The organism is Calditrichota bacterium, from assembly GCA_013112635.1.
Classification (GTDB): Bacteria; Calditrichota; Calditrichia; order Calditrichales; family J004; genus JABFGF01.
The window spans coordinates 66,294-89,567 of sequence record JABFGF010000013.1 but is presented as its reverse complement, the minus strand read 5'-3'; the positions used below and the strand labels follow the sequence as shown (position 1 = coordinate 89,567).

General features: G+C 36.7%; 17 protein-coding genes and 1 pseudogene. 12 read left to right on the top strand and 6 right to left on the bottom strand.

Features of this window, described 5'->3' with window-relative positions:
• Positions 1-140: hypothetical protein (locus tag HND50_20855; GenBank protein ID NOG47700.1), on the bottom strand; the 140-nt coding region annotated here is incomplete at its 3' end.
• 308 nt (positions 141-448) lie between these two features.
• On the opposite strand from HND50_20855, the gene HND50_20850 reads away from it, so the two are divergent.
• The gene (locus HND50_20850; protein NOG47699.1) at positions 449-1,810 is read left to right on the top strand and encodes a response regulator; all 1,362 of its coding nucleotides are present in this window, start codon (positions 449-451) and stop codon (positions 1,808-1,810) included.
• 148 nt (positions 1,811-1,958) lie between these two features.
• On the opposite strand, the gene HND50_20845 is transcribed toward HND50_20850, so the two are convergent.
• The 4 genes from HND50_20845 to HND50_20830 all read right to left on the bottom strand — a co-directional run bounded on the left by HND50_20845 (position 1,959) and on the right by HND50_20830 (position 7,060).
• On the bottom strand, positions 1,959-3,479 hold the full coding sequence (locus HND50_20845; GenBank protein NOG47698.1) for a Do family serine endopeptidase: 1,521 nt from the start codon (positions 3,477-3,479) through the stop codon (positions 1,959-1,961).
• Positions 3,480-3,614: 135 nt separating this feature from the next.
• Positions 3,615-4,058 (bottom strand): Hsp20/alpha crystallin family protein, encoded by a 444-nt coding sequence (locus HND50_20840; protein NOG47697.1) that lies wholly within the window; start codon positions 4,056-4,058, stop codon positions 3,615-3,617.
• Between the two features lie 336 nt (positions 4,059-4,394).
• Positions 4,395-5,507 (bottom strand): glycosyltransferase, encoded by a 1,113-nt coding sequence (locus tag HND50_20835; protein NOG47696.1) that lies wholly within the window; start codon positions 5,505-5,507, stop codon positions 4,395-4,397.
• 395 nt (positions 5,508-5,902) lie between these two features.
• Positions 5,903-7,060 (bottom strand): glycosyltransferase, encoded by a 1,158-nt coding sequence (locus tag HND50_20830; protein ID NOG47695.1) that lies wholly within the window; start codon positions 7,058-7,060, stop codon positions 5,903-5,905.
• Positions 7,061-7,267: 207 nt separating this feature from the next.
• Here HND50_20830 and HND50_20825 point away from each other — a divergent pair, with 207 nt between their 5' ends.
• The 7 genes and pseudogenes from HND50_20825 to HND50_20795 all read left to right on the top strand — a co-directional run bounded on the left by HND50_20825 (position 7,268) and on the right by HND50_20795 (position 19,829).
• The gene (locus HND50_20825) at positions 7,268-9,337 is read left to right on the top strand and encodes a thioredoxin domain-containing protein (protein ID NOG47694.1); all 2,070 of its coding nucleotides are present in this window, start codon (positions 7,268-7,270) and stop codon (positions 9,335-9,337) included.
• A gap of 13 nt (positions 9,338-9,350) precedes the next feature.
• Complete coding sequence (locus HND50_20820; GenBank protein ID NOG47693.1) at positions 9,351-10,319, top strand: NAD(P)-dependent alcohol dehydrogenase; 969 nt, start codon at positions 9,351-9,353, stop codon at positions 10,317-10,319.
• A gap of 76 nt (positions 10,320-10,395) precedes the next feature.
• Positions 10,396-10,977 (top strand): hypothetical protein, encoded by a 582-nt coding sequence (locus HND50_20815; protein NOG47692.1) that lies wholly within the window; start codon positions 10,396-10,398, stop codon positions 10,975-10,977.
• 66 nt (positions 10,978-11,043) lie between these two features.
• Positions 11,044-11,253 (top strand): type II toxin-antitoxin system VapB family antitoxin, encoded by a 210-nt coding sequence (locus HND50_20810; GenBank protein ID NOG47691.1) that lies wholly within the window; start codon positions 11,044-11,046, stop codon positions 11,251-11,253.
• Positions 11,234-11,622: pseudogene (locus HND50_20805) on the top strand (PIN domain-containing protein). Before HND50_20810 ends, HND50_20805 begins: the two are co-directional and overlap by 20 nt.
• A gap of 165 nt (positions 11,623-11,787) precedes the next feature.
• Positions 11,788-12,477 (top strand): hypothetical protein, encoded by a 690-nt coding sequence (locus HND50_20800; GenBank protein ID NOG47690.1) that lies wholly within the window; start codon positions 11,788-11,790, stop codon positions 12,475-12,477.
• Positions 12,478-13,067: 590 nt separating this feature from the next.
• The gene (locus HND50_20795) at positions 13,068-19,829 is read left to right on the top strand and encodes a T9SS type A sorting domain-containing protein (GenBank protein NOG47689.1); all 6,762 of its coding nucleotides are present in this window, start codon (positions 13,068-13,070) and stop codon (positions 19,827-19,829) included.
• Positions 19,830-19,909: 80 nt separating this feature from the next.
• Here the strand turns inward: HND50_20795 and HND50_20790 are convergent, their stop codons facing one another.
• Positions 19,910-20,263: a hypothetical protein gene (locus tag HND50_20790; protein ID NOG47688.1), complete on the bottom strand. Its 354-nt coding sequence runs from the start codon at positions 20,261-20,263 to the stop codon at positions 19,910-19,912.
• Positions 20,264-20,376: 113 nt separating this feature from the next.
• On the opposite strand from HND50_20790, the gene HND50_20785 reads away from it, so the two are divergent.
• The 4 genes from HND50_20785 (at position 20,377) to HND50_20770 (ending at position 23,243) form a co-directional block, all read left to right on the top strand.
• The gene (locus tag HND50_20785; protein ID NOG47687.1) at positions 20,377-20,961 is read left to right on the top strand and encodes an RNA polymerase sigma factor; all 585 of its coding nucleotides are present in this window, start codon (positions 20,377-20,379) and stop codon (positions 20,959-20,961) included.
• Positions 20,958-21,500, top strand: coding sequence for a hypothetical protein (locus HND50_20780; protein NOG47686.1), 543 nt, complete (start codon positions 20,958-20,960; stop codon positions 21,498-21,500). Before HND50_20785 ends, HND50_20780 begins: the two co-directional genes overlap by 4 nt.
• A gap of 251 nt (positions 21,501-21,751) precedes the next feature.
• Entirely contained in the window at positions 21,752-22,300 is a 549-nt protein-coding gene (locus HND50_20775; protein ID NOG47685.1) for a peptidylprolyl isomerase, read from the top strand.
• Between the two features lie 7 nt (positions 22,301-22,307).
• Complete coding sequence (locus HND50_20770) at positions 22,308-23,243, top strand: hypothetical protein (GenBank protein NOG47684.1); 936 nt, start codon at positions 22,308-22,310, stop codon at positions 23,241-23,243.
• The last annotated feature ends 31 nt before the right edge of the window (positions 23,244-23,274 follow it).

Genomic DNA, 23,274 nt, shown 5'->3' with positions numbered 1-23,274 from the left:
TGTTCTAAGAAATAGTTTTTAATCTGGTTAAAGTAAGCTTCAGCCAGTATCGGTGTAAGGTTGAAATCATGAGAAATATTATTAACAATAGCGTTTTTAACAGACTTGGAATGAAGCCTTTTGGTAAGGTTTTGATCCATAATGATACCTCCTTAGATTTTGGTTTAAAATACACAAAATTCATTAAGGTATCATTTGATACTAACTATAAATAATTATCGCTGATCTACCTTTTTTGCAATCCTCTAAATATTATCCCGATTTTTGCTCCGGCAATTGTCGGGATTTTTTTTCTCCAGGAAATATCACTTTATGTCCAGTTTTTATTCTATAAAATGAACAACATTATGTTGTTTTATAAACAGTCCGAAAACATAAAAATAGAGCAAAAGTACATTTTAATATTAAGCGGCAAAAAACCGCTTTAAGTGATTTGGATTAAATGAGAATGTTTAAATCAGCAAATCGTCAAGTATATATTTCGATTGTGTTTATGATTTTTGTAATCGCCGGGGGAACTTTTGGTTATTCATACCTGGAAAATTATTCCATAACCGATGGATTTTACATGACGATTATAACCATTACGACTGTGGGATATGGAGAAATCCATCCATTATCATCAATGGGAAGATTGTTTACTTCCGTCCTTATTTTATTTGGATTTGCCAGCATTGCATTTGTTGGGCGCACTTTTGTTGAAAGCTTTTTTAGTAGAATAATGAGTTCAGATTCGGAGAAAAAAAAGATGTTGAAAGAAATATCTCAATTAGACTCGCATTATATTATATGCGGATTTGGAAGGGTTGGCGATGCTGTTGCCGAAAAACTTCAAACTATTGGCAACAGCTTTGTTATCATTGAATCAAGCTCTGAGAATTGTAAGCAATTAGGCGAAGATAACTTCCTTTATATAGAAGGCAATGCTATTAATGACCAAACCTTGTTAAAAGCCGGAATAAAAAAGGCAGCCGGATTATTGGCTATTTTACCCTCGGTTGCAGATAACCTATTCATTACTTTGACCGCCCGGGAATTAAACCCAACTTTACAAATTATCGCACGCACCGATTCTGTAACGTCTGAAAAACGAATGCTGCAAGCTGGGGCAGATACTGTTATTTCACCTTATACCAATGCCGGTCACAGTATTGCTAAAATGATGCTTTCGGCATCAGGTAAGATTGAAAGTGAAAATGAAACAGATCAAACCGTCCAGCCTTCCCCGCATTGGATTGAAATAAACAATGAACCCAAATTGATTGGATTATCCATTGCTGAATTGATTAAAAAAAAGGAATACAAAGTACTGGGATTGCGCCGCTTTGGTAAAGACATCCTTGATCCCGATGATAACCTGAAATTGGAACCAGAAGATAAGTTTTATATTATTGAAAAAGGAACTTCGTCCGGCACAAAAATAATTCAGCAGAGAACAAATTCACCCTCTGTCGTTATTGTTGATGACAACCCTGTTATAGTTAAGCTATATGTGCGTTTATTCCGGCGTGCCGATTTTACACCGATTGTAGCTTCAAGCGCTACGGAAGCAATCAGGATAATTAAGGAAGAGAGACCAAATGCTGCTGTAATTGATTTCCAGTTACCGGGTGGAATGTCTGGAATTGATATATGTAAAGCAGTTCGCACAGAACAGAAAAACGAAGGCATAAAGCTTGTAATATTTACAGCAGATGAAAAGGAAAAGACCCGTGAACGTGCTATAAAATCTGGTGCTGATGCGGTGGTTGTAAAAAGTGCTAATAGCTCTGAAGTGATTGAGACTGTGATTGATTTGCTGCGTAAATAAACAAAAGCATGCTTTAAATTTCCAAACACAAATACTGTCCAGATTTTTACTACGGCAGCTATTGTTTTTTTACACTCATCTTTAATTAAAATTTCTAAAAAATCCCATTGTTAAAACACAACAATGGGATTTCTCAAAAAGGCAATTATTATAATTTAAAAGCAACAAAGAAACTTCTGTTGTTTCGGATTATTGTAAACAGAACAGTATTTCCCTCTTTTATATTTGAAATCGCTTCATTAAAATCCTCAATGCCGTCCAGTTTATTTCTATTAAACGCAACAATCAGATCACCGTTTCTTAATCCTGAGCGAAATGGTTGGCTTGATTTTCTTAACTCAGTGACAATGACACCTTTTAATGATTTATTGTGCCCATACTTTTGGCTGGCTTGTTCATCAAATGGAACAGCTTTAAACCCAAATAATTTGTTTAATCTTTCCTCAATCTCCGGGGCTATTTCATCTGCGGCCAGTTTGCCAAGGGAAACTTTTACTTTTTTTTCTTCACCATCGCGCAATATTAGTAACACTACATCTGTTTCGGGCGTCATTGCGGCAATTAGATTTCTTAATTGTGCTGTATTATCAATCAAAGTTTCGTTAAGTTTTAGTATAACATCGCCAGGTTTAATTCCAGCTTCCTCCGCAGGGCCATCTTCAGAAACGTCCGAGACCAGGGTGCCTTTTGAATTAGGTAAATCCATAGCCGTTGCCATAGTTTCATTAACATCCTGGATATAGATTCCCAGCCAACCCCTGACAACAGTACCATGTTTTATAAGCGACTTCATTACATTCTTTGCCATATTTATTGGGACGGCAAAGCCAATTCCTTGGTAGCCACCACTACGCGTTGCAATTGCTGTATTTATACCAACCAATTCACCGTCAAGGTTTATGAGTGCACCTCCCGAGTTCCCGGGATTTATTGCAGCATCAGTTTGAATAAAATCTTCATAATCAGCCAACCCAACATTAGAACGGCCTTTCGCACTTACAATTCCGTTGGTTACTGTATGCGCTAAATCGGGACTCATAGGGCTGCCGATTGCAAGTACCCATTCGCCAACTTCCAGCTTATTACTATCCCCCAATTTTGTATAGGTCAAATTCTCCTCATCTACTTTTAAAACAGCAATATCTGTTTTAGGGTCGGCACCAATCACCTTAACAGGAATTTCCCGCAAATCCATTAGCCGCACATAAATGGTATCTGCACCTTCGATAACATGATTGTTTGTAAGGATGTATCCATTATTATCTACGATTACACCGGATCCTAAACCTTGTTGGCGATATTCTTTTTCCTGTGGTGTTTTTGGTTGAAATTGCCTGCCAAAAAAATCCTTAAAAAATGGGTCGAACGGACTATTAAAAAAAGGTGATCCAACATTTCTTACTTTATGGATTTTTTCGGTAAAAACCGTAACAACTGCTGGATTAACTTTTTTGGCAATATTAATATACGCCTTATTAAAATCTCGAAGCGTTAATAATGGTTGATCGACCGGATTCTTTTCTCCCTCCTGGTTATTAATCTCATTATTTATTGATGGAGCACTTTCTTCAGCCTGAGAAATTGGAGCTAAATTTGAGAAGAACAGTGCCCCGGTAAATATACCAATCAGAATTAATGGTGTGGAGGAAAGATAGTTTTTCCTTTTCATTTTGCCTCCATTTAGTATTGTGTCCTTTTTAGAATGATTTGTTTTCATTTTTTTGAGGTTCCATTTTTAACTTCAATTTGTCAGATCTTTAATTGAAGGGCCGTCCAAAGAGACAGCCCTTCTTTTGGCTTCGATTTATTTTACTTTAACTGCAATCTGTTTTGGTTTTGCCTCTTCGGCCTTTGGAATTTTAACCGTAAGAACGCCCTGTACATACTCAGCATCAATTTTATCGAGCATCACTCCAACAGGTATCGCCATGGTTCTGCTAAATTTTCCATAGAGACGCTCAATGTGGTGAAAATCTTCTTTTTTGTAACTCTTATCCGGTTTCTTCTCGCCGGAGATTGTCAAATAGTTATTCTCAAAGGTGATTTTAATATCATCCTTTTTCATGCCCGGTATTTCAGAATGAATAATAAACTCATGTTCATTTTCCTGAATATCCACCTTTGGGATTACATCAGAATAAGAATCGGCTACACTGCCACCATTATCAAAAAAGGTGTCAAATAAGCGATCCATATCACTCTTTAAAGAGAAAATACTTCTTGATGGATTCAAACGAGTAAGTGTCATAGTACACCTCCTATTAATTTGGTTAAAGGTTTTGTTGTTTATTTTTACAAACATTTTTTTGGTAAACAATCATCATGCCAAAAATTATAAGTTTAATAAAAATATTTATTTAGCTGAGAGAGAGGTGTTTGGTAGGTTTTTTTAATGCAAATTTCGAATGAAAATTTGACAAATCAGTATGACAAGATTTCAAACTATTTATTTAATTTTGTCTTATTTTTTGAAATTTGTTGACTGTGCTTCTCACTTTTTTATGTGGGATAAAATATTATTAATGAAAAAAATGGTGTAAGACAGCTTTGGATGAAGTTATGTTGATTTGAATGATGTATTGATTTAAAGCTTTCTCCCTTTCCAGCCAATTCTTTTTGAAAGAGGAGTAAGCATAAAAAGAATAATTGGGTAGAAAATATAGAAGACCTCAAATTTTACGAAATGCCTTTTTAGATTTTCCAGACCCAGAGCTTTGAGCTGCTTTTTTAGCAGGAAATAATCAATGCCAATTATCAGGCCAATGGCGGTGGCCGAAACCCCATTCCACTGGGAAAGGGCAAAGAGGGCAATAATCGCCAGGTGAACCATAAAAGAAAATCCTACCAAAAAGAAAGAAAACAAACTCCCGGACATTCCGCCTCTTATCCAGCGTAATCTTTGTTTTAGAAAATCGCCAAAACTATTAACGGGCAGGCTTTTAACAATTGCCTCTTTGTCCCGGATATATTTCACTTGTTTATTGGCTTTATCTAAAATGGTTTTCATTAAGGCATGGTCTTCGGTTATGGAAAAACCGATCGACTCAAATCCGCCAATCTGATCATACACGTTTCTACGAAAAGCAAGATTGTTGCCAATAACTGTAATTGGCTTTTTAATATTGCTGGATAAGAAAGCCAGACCTTGCAGAAATATCCAATCCATAGTTTGCAAAATGCTGAATAAACCCGGGTTTTGTTTTTCAAGAATTGTAAAGCCACTAACAAGGCCAATGGTCGGATCAAAATATTGAAGCATGGTTTTTATCCATCCAGGAGAGGGTTGGCAATCTGCATCTGTTACAAAAATAAATTCCCCACCTGATTTTTGAATGCCCTGGGCCAGCACATTCATTTTGGCTTTGAGGTTTGCCATCTCACCTTCAATATTTATTAGACGAAAAGATTCTTTTTCTAAAATATATTCTTCAACGATTCTTGGGGATTCATCTGAGGACTGATCATTGAGCATCAGGATTTCGAGCTTGTCTTTTGGATAATCCAATTTGTTTAGAGCTTCACAACAGGCAAGAATATTATTCTGTTCATCACGAAAGGCGACCAGAACACTTACTTTGGGAATCGTTGCTAATTCATGCTTTTTAGGATTTTCATGGCTCAGCATATAAGTCAGAAAAAAGATATAAGCTGTGGACAGAGCCAGGGCAATTATTGCGATTATGTAAATTTCATTCATTATTTTTGGACGGATTCTTTGTGCTTTTTCATTACATTTCTAAGAAACAATCATTTAATTTATTTCCACTAATTACACAGATTTACTCAAGTAATATAATGTTTTTTCTCTGTGTACTTTGCGATCTCTGTGGTTATATTTACCACTTTATTCAGATTCCTGTTAAAAGCATACAGGAATGACACACTCGTTGTATTATTCACCATTTGGAGGACAATGAATCCTAAGATTTTAAAAAAATGGGATTCTTCACTTCGCTTTGCTGCATTCAGAATGACAATGTTATTATTAAGTTTGTTGTATTCCTTTTTATTGTCATCCCCGAGAGTTTTTATCGGGGATCTAAATTCAGTTTCTCCAAAAGAAATGCCTTTGGAATGACACCAACTGTTATTTCACTTTACAATGCCGTGTTCAGTTTTTTTCTCTGCCCAGCGGAAAATTTTTAACTGACCCAATATGCCAAAAAACAAAATATAGGGTACGTGCAGTAAAGCCGTAACAAAATAGTAATTTGTAAACCGCTTATCATTTATTGCCTGCGCGGCTTTCCGGGTAAATTTATATTCTGAAAAAGTTTTTATCGCCAAAGCAGCCAGTGAACTCCATAAAATTGGACCCATATTGAACAAGCCATAAATCAATCCAAAAAAAAGGAAAAAGTTAAACAGAACATAAATGGTTAGCCCGGCAGTTACTTTATTTGGGTAGACAAATCCTTTACTTGCATAACGCAATCTTTGGTTTACAAATTGCTTGAAAGTTTTTGGTGGTGCGTTAAAAACATGGCATTTCTCATCATTTGCATATTGGATTTTATAATTGCCGTTTTCGCGAACGCGGGTTAGAAACAGATCATCATCACCGGAAATAAAAGATTTGAATTCCCCAAACCCGCCAATCTCCAGATAGACATTTTTGCGGTAAGCCATGTTTGTGCCAACGCAGGTTAGCGGGTAACCCAAGCCTGTAGTTGCCGCAGCCACAGCCGCCGGCGCAAAATATTCCAGGGCCAGCATTTTCATAAAAAGGGATGATTTTTGTGAAATTGTATACGGAGCATAGCCAAGCAACATATCGGCACCATTTTGAAAATAAGCCACCAGCGATTGAACCCAATCTTTGCCGGGTCGTCCATCTGCATCTGTTAAAATGTTGATTTCGCCGCTTGCTTCTTTTATTGCGCAATCGATGGCATATTTTTTTGGTGCAAATCCGGCAACCCGATCTTTGATATGAATAGATTTGAAGCGATTGTCTTTGTTAGTCCGGTCGTCAATTAGTTGCCCACTTGAATCTTCTGAGCGGTCATTGACCAGGATAAATTCTATATCAATATTTTTTGTTTGCTGGGCCAAAAGGCATTTTATTAAACCGGGTATATTTTCTTCTTCATTTCTACAGGCCACTATTACAGAAACTTTGATCAGTGAATCGGACAAAATATTTTTAGGTGGAGTTTTGAGTTTTTTTAACCCTGTCTCTAAAAAATGCATTGTCAGGAAATAAACAATGCTTAAACTGGTTATAATTACAATAAAAAATTCTATCATATTTTTGCGATAAATTGGCGATGCATTTAGATAAATTGAAGTCTAAATTTTTTGCTATTCATTATTTGAATGTTAAAGTTAAACCAATCCGCACAATAAAAAAAGATGACGAAATAATAAATGATCAAATTAAGTAGTGTCAAAATCTTGTTACTTATGCTGATTCTTTCCTGTGGAACATCCCAGGATAATCAAAAAGGAAAAACGATGCCTAAATTTACAAACAGACTGATCAACGAAACGAGCCCTTATTTATTACAACATGCACATAATCCTGTGGATTGGTATCCCTGGGGCGAAGAGGCTTTTGCCATTGCCCAAAAAGAAAATAAGCCAATTTTTCTCAGTGTGGGCTATTCATCCTGCCATTGGTGCCATGTTATGGAGCACGAATCTTTTGAGAATGAAGAGATCGCCAAAATGATGAATGAACATTTTGTTTGCATCAAGGTGGATAGGGAAGAGCGCCCTGATATTGACCAGCTTTATATGGAATTTGTACAAATGACAACAGGTTCCGGTGGCTGGCCGATGAGTGTGTTTTTAACACCGGATCAAAAGCCATTTTATGGCGGCACTTATTTTCCTCCTGATGACCGCTATGGCCGGCCTGGTTTTAAACGTCTGCTTATGGCCATGAGTAATTTTTATCATAATGAGAAAGTTGAATTGCATAAGAATTTGGAAAAGATAGATCATGCTTTTCTTGCCAAAAGCGCTGGTGAAAAAAATAATTCCGGCGATATGCAAATTCCGCAACGCCAGGATTGGAACAACGCTCTTGAGCAATTATCCGGATTTTATGAACCGACTTATGGCGGCATAGGACGCGCACCCAAGTTTCCTGCAGTAAATGTATTTTCCCTTTTTCTGCGCGAATACCGCAATTCGGGAGAACCTCAATATTTGAATATGGTGGAACACACGCTGCAGAAAATGGCAAACGGTGGCATTTATGATCAGATCGGCGGTGGGTTTGCACGCTATTCTGTGGATGAAAAATGGCTGGTGCCGCACTTTGAGAAAATGCTTTACGACAATGGCCAGTTGGTTCAACTTTACCTGGACACATACCTGGTTACAGGAAAAGAATACTATTTGAATATTGCGGAGGAAACCCTGGAATTTACTTTACGCGAAATGACCTCGCCCGAAGGTGGATTTTACAGCAGTTTGGATGCGGACAGTGAGGGTGAAGAAGGCAAGTTTTATGTTTGGCAAAAAGAAGAGATTGATGATATCCTTGGGGCGGATGCTGAGATTTTTAATGCATTTTTTGGTGTAACTCATTCGGGGAATTTTGAAGGGCATAATATTTTGAATGTGGTTTCCAGCGTTGAACAGCTCTCAAAAAAGTTTGATCGATCTGTGGATGAAATAAGCAAGATTCTCAAGGATGGGCGAAAAAAACTTTTGCTCGAACGTGAAAAACGCATCCGGCCGGGATTGGATGATAAAGTGATTTCCTCCTGGAATGGCTTGATGTTATCGGCTTTCGCAAGGGCATACCAAATCACTCGCAATGAAAAATATAAAAATGTCATTGAAAAGAATATCTCGTTTCTCAGAAAAAATCTAATCATAAAAGACAAGTTGAAACGCACCTACAAAGCTGGGAAAGCAAAGTACGATGCTTTTATTGAAGATTATGCCATTGTAACCAATGCTTTGCTGGACAGTTATGAAGCTTTGTTCATTCCGGAATATATTGCGCTGGCTATTCAACTAAATGATTATGCCAACGCGCATTTTTGGGATTACGAAAACGGTGGTTATTTTACAGCATCTGATCAGCAGGAAAAACTGATCAGGCGTATGAAAGATGCCAGCGATACATCGCTTCCATCCGGTGGTGGTGTAATGCTGATGAACAATCTTCGTCTCTTTTCTTATACGGAAAAGGAAGAATATTATCAGATAAGTGAAAAGATTTTAAAAAAGTATGCGGCTGAATTTTCACAAAACCCATACGGCTTTGGCAGTTACCTGGCGGCTTTGGATATGTATCTGGAAAAACCGAAAGAGGTTTTAATTGCCCGTGAAACAAATCAGAATGTAAATGCGTTCCTTGAGCTTTTGTTTGGAACATATAATCCAAACAAGGTGGTAATGCTGCTTTCCGGGGGAGACGATTATTCTGCACTGACAGCATCCCTGGTTAAGGGCAAACAACCAATCGATGGAAAAGTAACAGCTTATGTGTGTCAAAATTTTGCTTGCAGCTTGCCGGTCTTTTCAGTGGAGGATTTAAAAAATTTAATGGCTGATAATAAATAGAAGGGAGTGTGTTATGAGTGAGAAAATGCGTGCCATGGCGGTAAATAAGGAAAGTGTTGAAATGGTTGAGATACCGAAACCAAATCCTGGTACGAATGAAGTGCGGGTAAAGGTGATATCAGCATCTGTTAACCCGGCGGAAGAAAAGGTTATTAGCGGAGGTTTTGTTGGGCGTATTCTCCACGCTAAAACGTCTCCGCTGATTGTTGGATGGGATTTTGCCGGCACTGTTGATGAAGTTGGAAATGGAGTTTCTGACTTGGAAAAAGGGACACCGGTTTGGGGCCATCTGGCTTTTTCAAACAAAACCAGGCAAGGCTCATTTTCTGAGTATATCACTTTGCCTCGGACGGAACTTGCGGTTAAACCTGACAATGTTCCAAGCCATATAGCCGCTGCTGCCGCTACAATTTCTATGACCAGTTTACAATCTTTGCGGGATATTGGCGGTTTGCAGAAAGACGGAAAAGTTTTGGTTATCGGAGCAGCCGGTGGTGTTGGCTCGGTTGCAGTTGGGATCGCAAAACGCCTTGGAGCGCATGTTACCGCCGTATGCAGCACCAAAGATGTTGAACGTGTTACGGCCCTTGGCGCTGATCTGGTTATTGACCGAAAAAAATCTAACCCGCTGGAGTCAGAATCAGAATATGATTTGGTTTTTGACACGCCTGCTGTGCATTCTTTTGGCAGTTGTGCAAAAACACTTAAGGCAAAGGGGACATACGTAACAACTTTGCCGGGGCCGGAATTGATCAGTGGTATGATAAAAGCAATTTTCAGTTCAAAAAACTGCCGCTTTGTTGCTGTAGTTTCAAAAAGTGCAGATCTCGAATTAGTGGGAGAAATGTTGAATGATGGTATGATGGTTCCAATCGACTCGCGACATAAAATTGCTGATTTGGGTGTTGCCCTAAAACGCCAAACTGATCCGGCGCGATCCGGGCGTGTGGTTGTGGATGTTGCAGATGGATGGACTGAGTAGTAAAACTGATGAAACCAGGCAGTGCAATTGACTTCACATTTTATTAAACTAACAGAAACAAAAACTCCCTGAAAAAATGAAATTTATCTCAATTGCATTTCTTACATTTTTATTTGGTTGCATTGGCAGGCCAATCATAAAAAAACCGGTAACTGAAATCCATCAGAAACAAAATAAGATAATTGAACAAGCTGTTTCCAGTTTGGCCAAAACAGGTGACTGGCTTGTTATTCGAGGGTTTCATGCTACGTCCAATTTAGTGGCCAATGCTACCGGAATTCCAATTAGCCACGTTGCCATTTACGATTCTGTTAGCAAAACTGTAATTGAAGCAGATGGAAAAGGTGTTCACACAAGTACAATAAAAGAATTTGTTGATAAATCCTACCGATTGTTAATTATCAGGCCGCGTTGGCGCACAGATGAAAATGCAAAAACCGCATGGCAAAATGCAGATAAGCTGCTTGGCAAAGATTATGATTACCTGGGAACTATTGGATTTAATTATCCCGGAAAATATTATTGCAGTGAATTGGCAATAAAAATCTATAATCCCTGGTTTAGCGGTAAAGAAAAATTCCCGGATATTATAAAACCGGGAGAACTCTATCTTTATGGCAATGTTTTGTACGATTCCCTGCCACGTGAGGAAATGTAGATTTGTTTAACACAACTTAAGGGCCTATGTGCCAAAAATATCTTGACTATGCATAAAGGAGAGGAAATGAGAACAACTCTGGATATACCTGAAGAGCTCATGAATGAAGCGATGAGCTTAACTAAATCACCGTCAAAGACAGAATTGATTAAAATGGCTTTATCAAATATAATCCAAAAAAATAAGATAAAATCTTTAAAAATATATAAAGGAAAAATTGATTTGGATATTGACTTAAGCACCTTGAGAAATAGAAATGAATATTCTGGTAGATAGTTCTGTCTGGATCGATTATTTCAGGAGCTGACAAAATTCAGGTCAATTAGACTCGCTAATTGAACAAAACATAGTTTGTACAACCATTTAATCCTGGCTGAACTGGTTCCCTTTCTAAGATTAAAAAAGCAATTGAATGTGATAAAACTACTGAATGAATTAACAAGAATTCCACTTACGATTAATTGGGATAAAATAGTAGGATATCAAACCAAATGCCTCAAAAATGGTGTGAATAAAGTTGGAATCCCTGACTTGATAATTTTGGATAATGTTTTACAAAATGATTTAGAACTTTACACTTTGGATAAGCATTTTAATTTAATGCAAAAAATCGTAAGCTTTAAATTAGTACCAACTTTCCTATAAGTTACCAACCCTGGTTTAGCGGCAACAAAAAATTCCTGAATACAGCAAAAAAAGTTTAACTTTGTACGGTTGAATCTATTGGTTTTATGTCGTATAGTTAAAGGGTGTGAATAAGGTTGAATCACACTAATAAAATGTTATCAAACTTAAACGCTAAGAAAGCAAATGACTAATTTATATCTGAATATTTTTCTTATAATCTTATCAGCAGTTTTTCATTCTTGCTCATTAATTTATGATTCAGATAGTAAAAATGAACAACACCCTATTTTTTCCGAAAACTTTAGTGAACAATATGATTATTTTATTATTTTAAATACTCAACATCCAACCTCATTGAAAATGTACATGCAATCTCCTTTTGACACCATTTCTGTGGATCTTAATGGCAAAAATGCATATAAAAGCAATTTCAGTGATCGACAATATGGTAATAAATATACAATTTATACAGAAATTGACTCCAACATTATCAATACACATGAGAATGTAAATTTTGTTATTAAGTTCTTAAACAAGTCGTATTCTGGATCTATCAATCGAATTGTAAATTTTTTATGTGATTTTTCAGATATAAAATCAGGAAATAGTCACGTAGTAAGTTGGAACAGCTATAGTAAAATAGATAAGTTTGAAATTCAAACAACTCTTATAGATGAAAATGGAGACATAATTAAATCAAAGTTATGGCAATTATCTGGTGAAAATAGAAAGTTTGAAATTCCTGAATCTTATTTTGATACTAAGGATGGTCTATGGATTCTCATTACTGTTTATGCAGCAAATTATTTTGAAAAAAAGAATTTCTATTTTCTAACTTATAATATGAACTCAATTTTGTATAAATTAAATTAATAGCGTTTGCTAACAATAGGTTGTACAAGGAATTTAACACGGGGAGCATGATTCAGGGTTCGAAGACTATTCAGTGCTAAATCGCCTTAACCTCGGTTGTTATGAAAAATGATTACTAATGGTAAAGACAAAATGTTTACATTGCGAAAACGAATTTTCTATTAATTTATTTAAGGGATACTCGGATGAATTAATTTGTCCATACTGCATGGAATTGATCATCTTAAAAAAACCTTCCTCAAAAATTCACAGTATAATAGTTGGTTTCTTAGCCAGTACTTTAATTTGGTATGTTGTTAAACTTGGAATAAAGTGGTTAGACAAATATTTAGGTCCTTAATTTAATTTGCTGCTACAAATCCTCGGTAATCTAACAAATCTTTTATAAAGTGACCCGCCGCACTCAATTCCTGCCCGCAATCGCCGAAATAGATTTATGGTAAGAAGTGAAAGTCAGCCAGCATAAGTTCTGTGTTTGACAAAGAAAAAAAGCTGTTTATCAAAACAATCTATTTCTTCCCAAAATAATCCGCAGCTTTCAAAGTATAATCTTACCACATATTCTTTAAAAATTTCGGAGATACCAATCTATGCGAATGCTCAATAAAACAAGTGCTTTGTCAACCATTCTATTATTCATGTTTTTGCCAATTTTTCTTTTTGCCGGAGAATGGCATACTGTAAACGAACAACCCGGAAATGATGCAATAAATGCAATAACCGCACGTGATACGGATTTTCATGAGTTATTTGCAGTGGGTGATAATGGCCGTTTTTACCGCGGGTTTGATGCAGGAAAGCATTGGGAGTTTCGCAATACACCGATGAGTGACCGGCTAAATGATGTGGCCATTTTCTTTGATTCATTTTTAACATTGGATGTGATTGTAGCAGTCGGTGACAAAGGGCAGGTGATTACCTCCTATGATTTTGGTGAAAGCTGGAGTCTGATAACATTGACTACTGAGGATCTGACAAATATTGAATTTGACCAATCCAACAGCTCCGTTTGGATTGCCGGAAATAATGGAACTGTATTTAACTCAACTGATTATGGGCAAAACTGGAATTCTATTGCATTGGAAAACAACGGTCTGGATATCCGGGATATGGTTTCTGATTTTGGCGGCATGATTATGGCCGGCACAAAAAATGATTCTTCTTTTATACACCTTGTTAGCAATAGCGGGCCCTTTGTACAATTTTTGTCGGGTGATACGCTTCCGGGCGTTTTGATAAACAGCATTATGCTTGCCCAAAGTACCCTGTTCGCAGCCGGAAATGATGCATCAAATTTCAATTCCCGTATTTTTTCTCGATTTGTTTCAGCCGGATTTATGGATCCGCCAACGGATGTTTATACCGGTAATCCTTCAAAAATTACAGATATTGACATGTACAGTTTTTTTGGTGCGGAAACAAAAAAAGGAGAATATGGAACAAACGGCGGAGGTCCGTTGGATTTAATGTGGTTTACAAATGAACTTGGCGAGATATGGGAATCACGGGATTTAGGCATATCCTTTCAGCTGGAATATACAGATCCTTTAAACAGGCCGCTGAACACACTGCTTGCTAATAAAAGCAGTGGCTTAAATTTAGGACAGGCTGTTGCCGGTGGGCCGGACGAACTTATTTTAAAATACAGCTTTGAATTAAGGTATGTCATGCCGTTTTTAAATGATCAGCTCAATTACTCCGTTCAGCAGTTGGATTTGCAATTTTCGGCAATACCGGATGAAGCATCTTTAAACAGTGACATTTCCATAACCAGTAATTTTTCTGGACAGGTTTCCTTTTTTCCTGAATTTGATTCATTTGATTCCACTCGAGTTTCATTAAAAATTAACCGGCCATTTGTTATTGAAAGTGTACCCGGGGAAAACTGGAATATCAGTTTTGGTCAAGGTATAATACAAAAACATGATGATGGTTTGCCCAGTGGTATAAATTCATTTAATTACGATGTTTTTTTTACTCCGTATTCCGGTGGATCACTTTCTTTAGCCCCAACTTTTGAACAAAATCATTTATCTGTCTTGTCAACAAATTATGTGTCAGGTTGGTTTAATGAAGATGGTGTTTTTGATTTGATGACTTATGCAAATGACCAGCTTTACTTCTTTTTAGTAGATGATGATGGAATTCAGGTAGCTGTCGATTCTTTTACAGTTGGCCAGGGAATATTGGTGGAACCCACTATAAAAGACCAGCTTGTTTTAACAGATTTGAACGGTGATGGTAAACAGGATGTCCTGCTTTACGATTCCAACCAAATAATCAGCATATTGAATTTTTCTAGTGGTGGTGCATTTGCTTTTGCATTATCTGGCGCAGCATATTCATCGCAAAGTATTAAACAGGTTTTAACATTCAATGCGGATAACAATAATCAGCCCGATATGCTAATTTTGAACGATTCTTTGCAAACCCGAATGAATATCACGGATATGGATTTTGGATTTGACCCGTATCTGATAGAGTTGTCCACAGATATAACAAGGATTGCGGCCTCTGATTTGGATGCAGATGGTGATGCAGATCTTGTTGGTGTAAATTCGGTTGGTGCGTTGATTTATTATTCAGGACTTGGTTTTGGGGGATTTAATGTCCCAAAATCCTACACAAACTCAGGTTCTTATCGCGATGTATTCCTGGCGGATATGAACCAGGACAAGCACCTGGATATTTTTGTTTTAAAAGATGATAATCTTGATCTGTATAGCGTAGACCGGATGACGAACTCAGATCTGATAAAATCTCCAATCTCACCAATCCAGCAACCTAACCCGGTTTATATTGAAGATGTGTTGTTGCATGATTTTGGTGGTGCCACCGGTGATTTTAACAACGAAGTTCAATACGATCTTGTTTTACTTACTCAAGACAGCACAATAAAAATATTTGAGAATACTCATTTCCAAACCGGTGATTTCAATTTTGTTGAACGCATGGACAAAGAAATTAAATTGCCATATCCGGCAAATGGTCTTATCCATTGGGATAGTAACCGCGATGCAAATATTGATATGCTTACTTTTAACCGAAATGATGGCCATTTCCTGAATATACTTAATAAGAATTGGTCTCCGTTTATACGGGAGGTTTTTACAGAACCGGATGGTGTGCGTATAAGCTGGGCAAGTTTCCCTTCCGAAGTGGGTGGATTTGATTTCTATAGATTGTATAAAGATTCTATGCATGGGCCGATTGATACATCCAGTGTATCCGAATCATTTGAAGTTTTTGATTTTTTCAATGCAACAGACACAACTTTTCTGGATAAAAACACCCGTCCATTCAATCAATATAATTATTGGTTGGAAGTCGGTTATAATGGTGGGGAAGTTGCAGGCCCAACACCTTTTCATTCAATAGAGCTAACAAAATTTATTAGTGGGCCATTATTTGGTGTAATTGATGACTCGATTAACGGGTTTGCTGTTATAGATTCGATTACTGTTCCTCAGGCAAATAATCTTCAAATTATGCCGGGTGTTAATTTTACTTTTGATGAAAAGGCTGTTTTTAATGTTCATGGTGGGCTGCAAGTTAACGGTACAGAAAGCCAAATGATTGAGTTTAGTAGTAATCACCGTGGATACGATTCAACAGGAACCCATCCTGTTTGGCGTGGGATGCGTTTGTTTCCATCCGCTGATACTGTCCGGTTTAACTGGTTTTCATTTCAAGGTGCAGATACAGCAATTGCCGCGAAAAACAGACCTCTTAAAATGCATTTGGGTGGGATCAGTCAAAACCAAAAAGGTATTGTTTTTCTGGATGATGAACTGAACTTATCAAATGTAATTTTAGATTCCAACCAGGTTGGACTGGAGCTTGATGGAACAAGTACTTCATTTCTCAGCAATATAAATGTCCTGAATAATGAGTTTGATGGTATCCGTGCAGGGTCAAATTCAATGGTAAATATTAAAAATTCCATCGTGTGGAATAATCCTCAGCTTGATTTAAATATCCAGAACGGGGCACTTGTAAGTATGGCTTACAGCACTGTTAACCAAATATCTGGCACATTTAACGGACAAGAAATAAACCGGATTAATTCACCGGTTTTTATGCCGCCGGATTCCGGTTTTTACAGAGTGGATCCTTTATCTCCAACCATTGATGCCGGTGACCCGAATGATGATTTCAGTATGGAGCCCATGCCAAATGGAGGGCGCATAAATCAAGGCCTTTTTGGCGGGACTATGTTTGCCTCACGATCAATCCGTGCAAAATTGAATCCACAAGTGGATACATTATTTGCTAAAGCAAAAATTGGTGAGACGGACACAATCCATTTTGATATCCGAAACGATGGTTTTGTTAATCTGGATATCAGCACGATGAGTATAAAGAACTATGCTGATCAGTTTATTATTAGAAATACCCAGGCAGTGCGCATTATCCCTGCAGCTGAAATGAGGTTTGAAATTGAGTTTACGCCAAGCATAAGACAAGAGTTTAGAGATACTCTAATGATTACCAGCAATGATCCTGCAAATCCGGTGTTCGAAATACCTGTAGTTGGACATGGTTTAAATACACGGCCTGTGGTAACCAGCGTTCCTGACACTACGGCATTAACAGGCAACGAATATAGCTTTATTGTTTCGGTGCAAGATACAGATGGTGATGATGTAATCGTTTCAGCCAACACATTGCCTTCATGGCTTTCACTTGCTGCCGATAATGAAATTAAAGGTACTCCGACTGTTTCAGATGCCGGGATTAATCCTGTTTCATTAAAACTTACTGATTCTTTTGGAGATGAAACGGATTTTAATTTTTCCATAAATGTCATTGTTGATAATATTTCACCTTTCCAAACTGAAATCCCCGATACAACAATCTATACGAATGTGCAATTTAACTATACCTGGAAAGTAAGTGATGCCGATGGGGATACATTGCAATTTACAGATAATAGTCCGCTGTTTGTAATAGATCCGGACTCAGGCAAAATTATTTTTACACCACAAATGAGTGATACCGGAAGCCATGAAATAATTGTACAGGCCAGTGATGGAAAAGAGGCAGTTGTTGATACTTTTAACCTGACCATAGATCTGAATTTTCTTAACGCAGCAATAGACTTGCAACTTACATCTTTTGATAAATCAATCGGAGTAGCATTTAAAGTTCCTCAAAATGATTTATACAGTGGGACAATGATTCGTTATTCAGTAAATGGGCCTGTATTATCACCATCAGAAGGTATTTTGGCCAAAGATTCCGTTTTTACAATTGGAAACGATGTAAGTGTTTCAATCCCGGATTTGGGTATAAACCAATCTGTTAATGTATCTGTTTTTAATTATTATACCGGAACGGGGACAATCTTTTCAGAAGCGCTAAGTGGCCAGGCTTCAACACTTGCACCATCATTAAGTATAGATGTAAGTGACAGGGTATTTAATTTTCCGGTAGATCAGGTTCGTTCAGATAAAATTAAAATAGAAAATAGCGGTGGCGGTACATTGATAGCACGGTTTTCGTATCAACCGGATTCACTTTTAGCTGTTTGGTTTGATATGGATACGACTGATCTGACAATTGCTCCTTTTGATTCAGGTTTTGTTGATTTTAATATTCATCCAAACAAACATTTGCCGCGTCTGCCGGTAGAGAAACAAGTTGTTGCAAATCTCATCTCTAATGATCCAACTGACGCAGAGGTTTCGGTTAATATAAAGTTTACACCAATCTTTGATGATTTTGCACCAAATATTGTTATAACAGCAAGGTCAGATTCATTGGTTCGTGAGTCATCGTTTGCTGTACACTTTTTTGCCGATGATACCAGCGGCTACCCGATTGGGGAACCTGAAGAGAGTTTATATAAAAATTACAGGTTATTTAAAGGGCTGTTAAACCCTCAGCTGATTGCAGGTGAGGATAGTGTTAGAAGTAATGAGCTGTTATTTTCCCGTCTTGAAGACGGCGCCTATGTTTTAAGAGTTTGGGCCTATGATACTGAGAAAAACGGACTTTTAGGTTCAAATGTAAAAAACATTCCATTCGTTATAGATGCTTCAAGAAGATTTGTTTTAAGAAACCGTTGGTTAATGGTTTCCATCCCGCGGCCAATTGAAACAGTCTGGCAGGATTTTGTTGTAGACTCTCTTCTGCAAATTTATAGATGGGACAATGATGAAGAACGTTATTTGCCCGTTCATTCGTTTATAGATCAGCCCCATGCAATGGGAGAGGCTGTTTGGCTAATCTCAGCACTGGGCTTCCCACTTGATATTTCTGCATTTGAACAAGCCGGTTTTGAGGATTCTCTTTCTACACCAATTGTAAAAGGCTGGAACCAGGTTGGAACACCGGTTGGTTATACAACATCCTGGGCAGATATGTTTTTTGTGCAGGCAAACGGGACTTCAATTTCACTTGTGGAAGCAGCAAACCAGGGGATAATAACGGATGCTGTTTATTGGTATGAGTTTAAGGATGATGATGTCCAGGGATATAAATGGTCGTCTATCTCTGAGGCAAATGCAATACCCTGGCGCGGATATTGGATGAAATCTGAAGAAGCAGGCACTTTGGTTTTTAGCACAACTGCAAAGGATACAATCAAAGAATCAAGCAGTGTATTGCCAAAATCAGGTATTGAAAATTCATTTAATATTTCTTTAAGTAATGATAAGTATATGGATGATCATAATGTTTTTGGTGTAAGCAATCCAGAAATCCAAAAGAGAGATATTGCAGAGCCGCCGCATATTGGTTCATATTGTGCGTTATATTTTACAGATCAAAATAGGCGTTTAACACGACAGCTTAAAACGGACTTTGCTGATGAGGATGATGTTCTTGAGTGGGATATGGTGGTTGAGTCCAGGGAATCTCAGGTGATGCACGATATAAAATGGGAAATGGAAAAGATATCAACATCCGGGCTATATTTTTATCTTGTAGATGAGAAAAAAGAAAAGATAATTGATATGGCCAAAGATGGCTCTTACAGTTTAAAACCGGGAAGTGATCTTTACCGTTTTAAAATTTATGCCAGTCAGGATGAAACTTTCCGACCAAAAATTGTACCTGTTACATTTAAGTTGGCACAAAATTTTCCAAATCCGTTTAATCCAAGTACCAAAATCCGTTTTGGAATACCTAAAAGTGCCGAAGATAAAAATGTAAAACTTACCATTTTTAATGTTCTTGGCCAAAAGGTAGCAGAGCTTTTAAATAAATCTTTTAAAGCAGGCTATCATGAAGTTGAATGGAATGGTTTGAATAATTATGGTGAACAGGCAGCATCCGGAGTTTATTTTTACCGCCTGACAAAAGGTAAGAACTCAACACTTATTCGTAAGATGGTTTTATTACGATAGTTTATGAATATTAAAACAAAAAAGGTAATGTCATTTTCTGGCATTACCTTTTTTATATCAACGATCAACAAGTTTGATTATTACTCATCGTTTACATCTTCTTTTTTATCGAGAAACTTATAGGCAAGTAACAAGCCAATTCCCGGGAATAGGAAAATTAAGCCTGCAACGGTTTCCTCAACCAAATCATATGGTGCAGCAATGTTACCTATTAGAATTGCCAAACCTACTCCGACGAAAAGAGCACCTAATTTTACACTCCACTCGTTTGATGTAGAACGTTTTTTTGTCCTTAATAAGAAACTAAGTTGCTCTTCATTAAGTCCTTTTTCAATAATTGACATACGCTCCGCATGGCGTGTTTTAATAAATTGATAAATCACAACGGCCATAGCTACAAATAGAGTCAACGGGATAAATATTTCTTCTTGCATTTTTTTTCTCCTTGGTGGTTTTGTATAATTGGACAGGAGGAACAGGAATCTGGTTTCATAATAATAATTATTTTTTCTGAAACCTAAATAACAAAAGCCCTGTCCTATAAAATATGTTAACGGAAAAGCAACTAATTACAAGATTGAAAAGCGGCGATGTAGACGCATTAAAGTTATTAATGCAAAAATATCAGGACTTTGTATATACACTCGCTTTGCAAATGGTCAAATCAAAACAAGTTGCTGAAGAGTTAACACAGGATGTTTTTATAAAGGTTTTCAAAAAAATTAATACGTTTGCAGAAAAGTCAAAATTCTCAACCTGGTTGTATACAATTACTTATCGTTCCAGTTTAAACTATCTGGAAAAGAAACAAATTGTATTTAACTTGAGTGAGCTGGAACATGAAAATAATTCTGATGGGAATGAAATTTTAGCTAATAATATTGACGATGCTGAAGAAAACTATACTTTTGAAGAAAGTGAAAAACAGAAGATATTATGGTCTGCAATTGACAGGTTGCCGGTTCAGCAGGGATCAATAATAATGCTTCATTATTTACAACAGTTTTCAATAAGAGAAATATCAGAAATGATGACTATACCTGCAAGTACTGTGAAAACACATTTATTTCGAGGTAGGGGTTTACTTAAATCAATTTTGTTAAAAAACTATTCTCAGGAAGAATTGTTATGAGCAATCATTTATCTAAAGATGAGCTTGAACAGATAATTCAAAAAACGCCACAACATTTATCAACTAATCGCTTTTTGCATTATGAAAAATGCAGTTATTGCCAGGGTATGTACAAAGACCAAAATTCTATCCATGTAAAGCTATTAAAGTTGAACCCCTTAACAGCACCAGGTAATATTCTGGATAATGTTGTCAATGCTGTTACAAAAATGTCTCCAAAAACAATTAAAGTAAAAACAGATTGGTTGTTTCTTTTTGCATTAATGGCTCTGTTTGGTATCGGTATATGGTTTGTTTTTAATAGCAGTTTTACAAATGAGTTTAGTCAGTTGTTTACCAAAATCATTTCTGATTCAGAAACAACCTTCAAAATGCCGCCAATTATTAACAACGTAAAAGAGAATGTCAAAGGGATTGATTTATCATTTGATGTTTTCAAAGTAAATGGTCATGGGTTATATCTTGCTTTTGGATTTCTCTCAATTATTCTATATGTAATTTTGGATAATAGATTTGGCCGTATTTACAAAATTAAATGAAATTCTATTTTTTAATTCTTCTTTTGGGTCTATGAAATAAAATTCTTTCCATTTACAGTGTTATTCTGATACTTTTTTGATTTTGCTTTTATGCCTTCAAAACTGATTTTTTTTTAGTATATCCGTCCAATTATTATTTTTTAAAAATTCTTTTGAAGAATAGGGCTATTAATCGTAAATTTAACAGCTTTGAAATTATGGATTAACCCACTCTTGACAAAATACTCATCTAAAAATATACCAGGCTATTAATGAATAGATATTTTATTTTCTTATCGATTCTTTTATTTGTATTTGCTTGTGAAAAAAAAGCAGACACTGTTGTTTTTGAAACCAATGAAGGCAGTTTTACAATCCAGGTTAATCATCAGACAACTCCAAAACATGCTGCCAATTTTATCAAGCTGGCAAAAGAAGGTTTTTATGAAGGATTGGCCATTCATAAAGTGATTGGGGGGACATTGATTGAAATGGGCGATCCCTTTTCAAATGATGATGACCCGTTAAATGATGGGGCAGGTGATCCTGGAATACCAATTGAGCCAGAACTTGGAAAGTTAAGTCATTTTAGAGGTGCAGTCGCAGCCGTCCAGATAAAAGGAGATAATTCTGCAAAAAGGTCAAATAGCAGTCAGTTTTATATTTGCCTTACACGTTTAAAAATCCGAGATGGAAACCACACAGTATTTGGGAAAGTTATTGAAAATTTAGAAGTTGTGGACAAAATTAGCTGGGTTCCTATGGATTTTTCAAACAAACCCAAAAATCCAATTATTATTAAGAAAGTATACTTAAAATAGCCTTTTTATGGAAAAGCTTAAAATAGGATTGGTACTAGGCGGTGGTGGTGCCCGTGGATTGGCTCATGTTGGCGTTTTAAAGGTGTTTCAGGAAAATGATATTCCAATTGATGTAATAACAGGAACAAGCATGGGCGCCCTTGTAGGTGGTTTGTATGCTCAAAACCCAGATGCAGAATGGGTTGAAAACCGGGTTAGAACATTTATTAAAAGTGACAAGTTTATAAGAGCTGGTAAAAATTATTTTCGTCATCAAAGAAATTTTGAACCTGAAGATCTGTTACAACAATTAACACGCGAAATAAAAAAACGAGTAATAATAAATCTTGCAGCGCACAGAAAAAGCCTGATGAAAGGTGAACGTCTTCAGCTTGCTGTAAGCGAATTAATCCAGGAAGGGAAAATAGAAGACACAAAAATTCCTTTTGCCTGCTCTGCAGCTGATTTGAAATATGGTGAAACAGTTGTTTTTAAAAAAGGTGATATTAGATTTGCACTGACAGCAAGTGCTGCTATACCGGGCTTTATACCACCGGTTGAAAACAATGGCCGCTTATTAGTGGATGGTTCTGTTTGCGATAATTTTCCTGTGCATGCAGCTTATAATTTAGGAGCAAATTTTATTGTAGCTTCAAATGTTTCCCTGCATCTTGACCCGGCTATACAATTGGATAATGTGATTGACATTATCATACGATCAAACTCGGTTTCAACGCATCATATAAATGAACTTTTATTAGAGAAGGTAGACTGTGTTATTGCCCCTGATACCGGAAAAGTACATTGGAGCGAGTTTGACAAATATGATCTGCTGCTCGAGAAAGGAATAGAAGCGGCCCAAAAAGAAGTTGAACAATTAAAGGGCTTGATAACAAAAAGAAATTCATTTGTTGGTAGATTTAAAACATCCTTGTTAAATTCAATGAAAAAAGTATTAATGTGATAAAATATCACCAGTATAGATAATATACTTG